A 6,727-nucleotide genomic window follows, 5' to 3' on the forward strand; every position below is an offset into this window, starting at 1 on the left:
TGAAGCGCTAGGCGCCGTTGCCTCCGCGCAGGGACAGGGCCGTCCCGGGCATGGTCCATCCGGGAAACGACCGACCCTTCAGTGTTACTCCTGTGTCAATGTACTGACCAGTGATCGATCACCAGGAGTCCACCATGCGAGACGACTTAACCGAAGACAGGGGACAAACCACCACCAAGAGTACGGCGCTGAACACCTCTGATGGCCGCCGGAGGCAAACGTGTGATGAGGACAACTGGTCACGGTCCCGACGATCTCGGCGGTCCCGCTCCTCACGTCACCGACGCCCCGCCCTCAGCGAGGCTCGTCCCGGGACTTGCCGGCAAGAGCGACGTAGGCGATGAGCAGGGCGATGTACACGAAGATCAGAGCGCTGCCGGTGTAGGAGGTGTAGGCCAGTGTGTCGGCGTCGGCACGGGCCAGCCGCGGGACCGTGTTGACCAGCACGCCCGCGTACAGCACGAGGCCGCCGCACCGAACAGCCGGGCGGGACCGCGCTGCCTGCGGCGCAGCCAGGACGGAGACCGGCCGGCGCTCTGGGCCGCGGCCGGCGGGAGCCAGAACACGGTGAAGCCGATCAACATGGTCCAGCTCGGACAGGGATTCACGCCTTCACATTCCTCGCTGCTGAGACGGTGCTGGAGAGGTGGACACGGGCAGGCGGTGTCAGCGGTGCAGGAATGCGGCCGCGCCGTACAGCCCGGCGGCCAGGACGACCGCCCAGCGAACGAGTCCTGAGCCGATCAGCGCACGTTCGGCCTGCACGGTGGGGCGCAGCCGGCCGTGCCGGACCATGGCGGTCAGCGTGTCGGCCGCCGCCTGGCCTCTCCCGTCGGAACGACGGAGGACACGGCTCAGCCAGGGCGGCGAGAACAGCCCGGCCATGGGTTCTTTCCCCGGTTTCCCCGGACCGAAGAACTCCAGCTGCCCGTCGTGCCGCATCTCCACACGGCTGATCGTCGACCACGGCAGGAACCGCGTGGACCACAGGCGGCGTATGTACACGCCGTCCCGGTCGGCGGTGATCCGCCACAGCGCCAGCCAGCTGCATATCCAGCCGGCGACCAGCGAGGAGACCAGGGGACCCGGCCGCGGATGCGCCAGGCCCGCCTCGGCCGGGTGATCGGCCACTACCACGACCACGACGCACCAGACCGCCGCCGTCACTCTTGCGCCCCACCCGGCACCCCACACCAGCGGCACCTCCGGCGCCGCCATCGTCCCGGCGAGCCTCTCGACCCGCGCACGGCGCTCCCGCCGGGCCTGCCGCCGCCGCTCAGCCAGGTCCGTTCTCATCCCCACCACTTCCCGCCGCGCTCCAACTGCCGCCCCACCGTAGCGACAACGGCCGACACGCGGCAGCCGGCACCGGAAGGTGTGGTGTAAGGAAGTGCCGGGCTCATGACATGTACGGGGTGTGGACGACATCCAGACCGCGACCGACCGGGAGCGCGCCGCACGGTTCACGGCCTTCTACACCCGTGACCATCCGCGCGTGTCCGCCTTTGTGCACCGGCGCGTCGGTGACCGCGGCACGGCGGAGGAACTGACGGCCGAGGTCTTCCGGATCGCCTGGGAACGCACTCTCGGCGGCGAGGAGGTGAGCACCGGCTGGCTGTTCGTCACCGCACGCAACCTGCTGAGCAACCACCACCGGGCGACGGCCCGGCTCACCGAACTCCACCGGCGCATCACCGACGAACTGGACCGCGCTCCCGCCTCCGGGGAGGACTCCGCGGTCCTCGAGACCCTGGAACGGCTTCCCGCACGGCACCGGGACGTACTGCTCCTGCGCTACTGGGACGGACTCGGCGCGTCCGAGACGGCCGAGGTCCTCGGGTGCGGTGTGCCGGCGGTCTGGGTCCGGCTGCACCGCGCCCGGGAGGCGTTCCGCGGCACCTACGCCTCATCCGCCCACCTCGCGCGCGAGGGCTCACCCGAGGAATCGTCATGATCAACGTCAAGTCCCTTGTCACACGGGCGAATCCGCTTCCGGACGCGGCTTCGGACGGTCTGTCGACGCGCGCCTCCGAGGAACTGACCGCTCTGCTCGGAAGCACGCCCGTGACACAGCGCGGGCCCCGGGTGTCCCGGCGCGGAGTCCTCGCGGGCGCCGTCGCCTGCACGGCAGCCGCGGTGGTCGCGGTGGTCGCGGGGGCCGTCCTCTTCCCCCTCGGCAGCCCGAAGGAACCCGAGGTCGCGGGGCGGCACGCGGACGAGCCGTACTACGGAACGACCGCCGAGCTGGAGAACGTGGCGGACCTGATCGTCCGGGTACGGCTGGGCGCGGGGCACGAAGAACCCGTCGACGACACCGACATGACCGTCGCCACGGCTCGGGTGACAGCGACCGCCAAGGGGGGCGACTCCTCCGGCGGGAGCATCGAAGTCGTCTACACCACGCCCGGTTCCGGCCCCGAGACGGCCGACCTCACCGCAGGAAAGGAGTACGTCCTGCTGCTCAGCACACTGGACGGCGAACGTTTCTTCCTGGTCAACACGGCACAGGGCGCGTACCGGGTCGAGAACGGCCACGCGGTGGCGTCCGACGCCAACGACATCACCCTGAGCCCCGGCGTACTCAAGGCACTACGGCTGACCCCCTGACACCGGCACACGGACACAACACACCCGCACACAGGAAGCGTTGCGCAGTGAACGTAGGAGCTCCTACTCCTTCAGGCCCACCGCTCCGACGGCGTGGCCCTGTTCGTGAGTGACGTCCGCGGAGTCGGGATCCGGGTGCCAGTCGGCGGACCGGACCAGGCCCCGCTCGACCAGACGCAGCCCCTGCAGAAAGCGCCCGATGTGCTCGGGCCCTTCGCCGTCCGAGAGCTGCCCCATGATGCCGAGCAGGACCAGGCCGACGGGCCGGTCGAAGTCCAGCGTGCGCGCCGCCCCGGCGAGGATCTTCCGCGGATCGCGCACATCGGCGTCGAGGTGGACACACTCTCCTTCAGGCGTACTACGCAACACAACAACGCATCGGCGTGGGCCAGGACGAGCGGGTCGTTGTCCACGTAGACGACCTTGCTCTCGGGCGCGATGCCCTGGGCGACCTCGTGCGTGTTGTTGGCGGTGGGCAGCCCGGCACCGATGTCGAGGAACTGACGGATCCCCGCGTCACGCGCCAGAAACCGCACCGCTCGCACCAGGAAACTCCGCTGCAAGCCGCGAGCAGTCGGAATCGTTCGGGTGATCGGAGCCCAACGCCGAGTGGATGCGCTTGTCCTCACTCAGCTTCCGACAGTAGTCCGTGCGATGGTCCGAGCCACGGTGGAGCCACAGGCCGATCCCGCCAGCCAGGGCCACGCAGAGGGCGACGACGGCAACAAGAACAAGACGTCCAGGACGATGGAGCGACAGGGCAGTCACGGAAATCCTCAGGTGATCGGAGTCGATGTCAGGACGGCGTCAGCCGGCCGTGTCCCTCAGGTACTTCCCCGCCGTTGTGGCCCCTCGGTTGTGCCCCAGAAGCATGTCGGTAGTGAACTTCTCTGCCATTTCCTTGCCTTGGGGAGTGCTGGTGTCAATGTCCGAGCGACCCTGTGCCCAACCGTCGATCATATAGGCAGCCTTCATCTTCCAGTCTGCTTCGGCATATTCGTCCATGCGCTTATCGTTCCCATGGAGATGCCGTGTACGTCCCGCCGGTACGCGGTCTCCTGCTTGTGGAACTCCTTGGCCATGCCGTCCCAGCGTTCGGCGGCCGTGGTGAGCTTGAACAGGTCGGTCGTCAAGATCTCGTGGTACGTCGGCATGGGTCCCCGCTGAGTGATGCGCTGTCNNCGGGCGGCGGTCAGAAGACGATCGAGTGCATCACTGGACAGAGAAAGAGATCAGAAAACGTTGGTCCGCCGGCGCCTCGCGACGGCGAAAGACGCCACGATGCCGCCGAGCAGCAGAATGACGCCGGCGCCGAGGCCGACCCACAGGATGCCGTTGCCGCCGTCACTCTTGGCGGACGCAGCGGCAGCATCATCCTTTGACGCGTCGGCACCCCTGCTCGGTACCTCGGTGGGCCTCGGCGGCGCGGAGGGCGACGCCGCGGCCGCCAGGTCCGGGAGCGGATAGACGTCCGCCGGCCCGGGGTCGCCCGGGTCCTGCAGGGCGATACGCGGGCGGACGATGCCGTATCCGATGGAGTCGTTGCGCTTGGAACCGTCCGTGGGGGCGCCGATGGTGTTGAGCATGACGCGGAGGACCTGGTTGTTGGTCCACTCCGGGTGCTTGGACCAGATCAGGGCGGCGCTGGCGGAGGCGATGGCGGTGGCGTCGCTGGTGCCGTGCCCCCTGCAAAGGCCGGTCTTTCCTCCACAGGCAGCGACCATGTCCTCGCCAGGGGCTGCCATGTCGACCTGATGGCCGAACCCAGATTCCTTGGTCTTTCGAAGGTCCTTGCCGACTGCTGCCACGCCCACCACTCCAGGCGTGGATGCCGGGTATTCGACCGGGTTGTCTTTAGCACCGTCATTCCCTACGGCTGCAAAGACGAGCGAGCCGTGGGAGAGGGCATACGCCACTGCGGAAGTGAGCTCAGGGGAGTTGAGCCGCGCGCCCATGGAGATGTTGATGACCTGGGCGCCAGAGTCTGTCGCATAGCGAATGGCCCGGCTGAAGTAAGAAGGGCCGGCGAAGCCGTTGATGTCGTTCTGGGCAGGCATACGGATAGGGAGAATCTTGACTCCTGGTGCAAGACCGAACGCCCCGCGTCCCCCGCCGAACGCTCCTGTACCAGCGATGAGCCCAGCCATTCCCGTGCCATGGCCGTCGTAGTCCGTATGTTCATCACCGGAACGCGTTGCGGGAGCGAGGTCCTTTCCGTCAAGCACTTGCCCCTTCAGGTCAGGGTTGTTCGGATCAACCCCTGTGTCGATCACAGCAACTGTGATGCCCTTGCCTGTGCTCGTTCGCCACATGTTCTCCGCGTGCATGGCGTCCAAGTGCCATTGCTGGGAACGCGTGGAGTCAGCGGCGTGAGCTTGCGTGGCTGGACCGCCCGCCAGCATTACGCTGACGGCCATTGTGGCCATGACACGGAACGCCCTGTGTCGCTTGTTGACCGTGGGCATGCTCATGCTCTCGTGTCCCCTGATCGTCAATCGCCGGACGGCGGTTCGCTTCGGCGGTCGGTCCTCCGCTTCTTGTTCCGCTGCCGAGCGCGACTCGTCGATTCGCTCGGCGCACCGCGAACAGCACCCCGTGAACCCGCCTCACTGGGCACTCCGCCCGAGATGCCTCCTCGTGTCGGCGCCGAGGGCAGCTGTGCATCGGGTCGCATCGGGCTACGGCCTACCTGCTGCGGAGTGCCGCCGATGATGCCATCACGCGGTGTGGACGCAGCGCGCCCGGCGGTGGGTCCAGCAGCCCGAGTCACCGGCCGTGCTGTCGCTCCGGTATGCGGCAGGCGGCTGACCGAGCCTGAACCGGTCCCAAGCGGACCAGCAAGCGGGGTTCCAGGTACCCGACCCACCGACCGACCGGTGGCAGCGGGTGCAGCCGGTCGTCCACCGACGATTCCCGAACCGGACGGGCCACCGCGTCCAGACGCAGGGCCCTGGCTCGAGACAGCCCGGCCGACGGTCCCAGCGGGACCTGGCAGATTGCGGCCAGTGACAGGACCGCCTCCAGTCACTCCGCCACCGCTAGTAGGCCCGTTGAGTCTTTGCCCTGGCTGGGTGGGCAAGCGTCCTCCGCCAGCTGACTTCTCGGACCCTCCTGAAGCGGAAGGCATCCGTACAAGACCACGCGGGGTCGAAGGAACTGGTCCACTCGTCGGCGGCAGAGCGCCTGTATCCGGACGCGCGGTCGCTGGAGACCCTCCCGTAGGGCCCGTACCAGGCTGATGAACTTCTGGTGGTGCGGACACCGAGTCAATGCCGACATGCGTCACAGGCTCAACTGCCAGCGGATGCAAGTCATTCGGAAGAGAACTGCTTGTGGGCCGATTCGGATCAATTCCGGGTGCCGTTGGGCTGTGAGGTGCAGTTCTTGCATTGCCAGCGATTCCGGCGACAGGGGCAGGAGTAATACCTCCGCCTCCTGCACCGTGGGGAGTCTCATCTCCGGGGCGAGCCAGGTCCTCGGATGAGCGGTGTGGCTCTGGCGGCCTGATCGCGTTCGGCGGTGGCGGGAACTTCGGCCGTTCCAAGTCGTCCAGCTGTGCTGCGGACAGCTTGTACGACTGGCCCAGTTTGCGCATCTGGGCCGCCGCCTCCAGGCGGACCTTCTCCTGGTCGGCCTTCAGGGCGGCGAGTTCGCTCGCGGACTTGGTGCGGACCGCCGCCGCGTCCGGGTCGTTGTGGGCCGCCACCGCCGCGGCCAGGTTCGCCTGCGCGCCCTTGGTGTCACGGGGGATCGACGCCTGCGCCGTGGCGATCGCGTTCGACGCCTGGCCCAGCCACTTCGCCGCACCCTCGCTGAAGTCACCCAGCCGGAGGGCGGAGTTGGCCAGATCGTCGGCCCACATGCGGAACGCCTCCGCGCCCTCGCCCTTCCACGCCACCCACTGCGGGCGGACCTTCAGCTCCTCGGCGATCTTCCGGATCCCCTCGGCCGCCGCCGTCAGGCGGTCGGCGGCCGCCTGCACCTCTCCCGCGTTCGCCCGGTCCAGCCACGCCAGCATCTGTTCGTGACTCATGCTTTCGAAGGACGTGCTGCCGCTACTGCCCTTGCCACCCGTCATCAGATCGTGCCTCCCGCGTCCCCCGCCGACGGCTGCACCGGC

General features: G+C 68.1%; 8 protein-coding genes and 1 pseudogene. 3 read left to right on the plus strand and 6 right to left on the minus strand.

Annotation, left to right across the window (positions count from 1 at the left end):
* Positions 1 to 294: 294 nt before the first annotated feature.
* Entirely contained in the window at positions 295 to 462 is a 168-nt protein-coding gene (locus tag RH94_RS40950; RefSeq protein WP_158073107.1) for a hypothetical protein, read from the minus strand.
* A 204-nt stretch (positions 463 to 666) separates the two neighbouring features.
* Positions 667 to 1,296, minus strand: a complete 630-nt coding sequence (locus RH94_RS30055; protein ID WP_073951504.1) for a PH domain-containing protein — start codon at positions 1,294 to 1,296, stop codon at positions 667 to 669.
* Between the two features lie 121 nt (positions 1,297 to 1,417).
* Here RH94_RS30055 and RH94_RS30060 point away from each other — a divergent pair, with 121 nt between their 5' ends.
* Both RH94_RS30060 and RH94_RS30065 read left to right on the plus strand, forming a co-directional pair.
* Complete coding sequence (locus RH94_RS30060; protein ID WP_079189249.1) at positions 1,418 to 1,954, plus strand: RNA polymerase sigma factor; 537 nt, start codon at positions 1,418 to 1,420, stop codon at positions 1,952 to 1,954.
* Positions 1,951 to 2,607 (plus strand): hypothetical protein, encoded by a 657-nt coding sequence (locus tag RH94_RS30065; RefSeq protein ID WP_073951505.1) that lies wholly within the window; start codon positions 1,951 to 1,953, stop codon positions 2,605 to 2,607. Before RH94_RS30060 ends, RH94_RS30065 begins: the two co-directional genes overlap by 4 nt.
* 63 nt (positions 2,608 to 2,670) lie before the next feature.
* Here RH94_RS30065 and RH94_RS39090 read toward each other — a convergent pair.
* The 4 genes and pseudogenes from RH94_RS39090 to mycP form a co-directional block, all read right to left on the minus strand.
* Positions 2,671 to 3,170 (minus strand): annotated as a pseudogene (locus RH94_RS39090) (SAM-dependent methyltransferase); the annotation flags it as partial.
* Between the two features lie 244 nt (positions 3,171 to 3,414).
* Entirely contained in the window at positions 3,415 to 3,612 is a 198-nt protein-coding gene (locus RH94_RS40470) for a hypothetical protein (protein ID WP_143204098.1), read from the minus strand.
* Positions 3,579 to 3,787 (minus strand): hypothetical protein (locus tag RH94_RS30080; RefSeq protein ID WP_234426149.1); only part of this gene is annotated, 209 nt, incomplete at its 5' end. The genes RH94_RS30080 and RH94_RS40470, both read right to left, overlap by 34 nt.
* A 52-nt stretch (positions 3,788 to 3,839) precedes the next feature.
* Positions 3,840 to 5,078: a type VII secretion-associated serine protease mycosin gene (mycP, locus tag RH94_RS30085; RefSeq protein WP_073951651.1), complete on the minus strand. Its 1,239-nt coding sequence runs from the start codon at positions 5,076 to 5,078 to the stop codon at positions 3,840 to 3,842.
* Positions 5,079 to 6,194: 1,116 nt separating this feature from the next.
* Between mycP and RH94_RS40955 the strand changes: the two genes are divergently transcribed.
* Positions 6,195 to 6,635 (plus strand): hypothetical protein, encoded by a 441-nt coding sequence (locus tag RH94_RS40955; protein WP_158073108.1) that lies wholly within the window; start codon positions 6,195 to 6,197, stop codon positions 6,633 to 6,635.
* Positions 6,636 to 6,727 lie beyond the last annotated feature (92 nt).

The organism is Streptomyces kebangsaanensis (assembly GCF_001906585.1).
Taxonomy (GTDB): Bacteria; Actinomycetota; Actinomycetes; order Streptomycetales; family Streptomycetaceae; genus Streptomyces; species Streptomyces kebangsaanensis.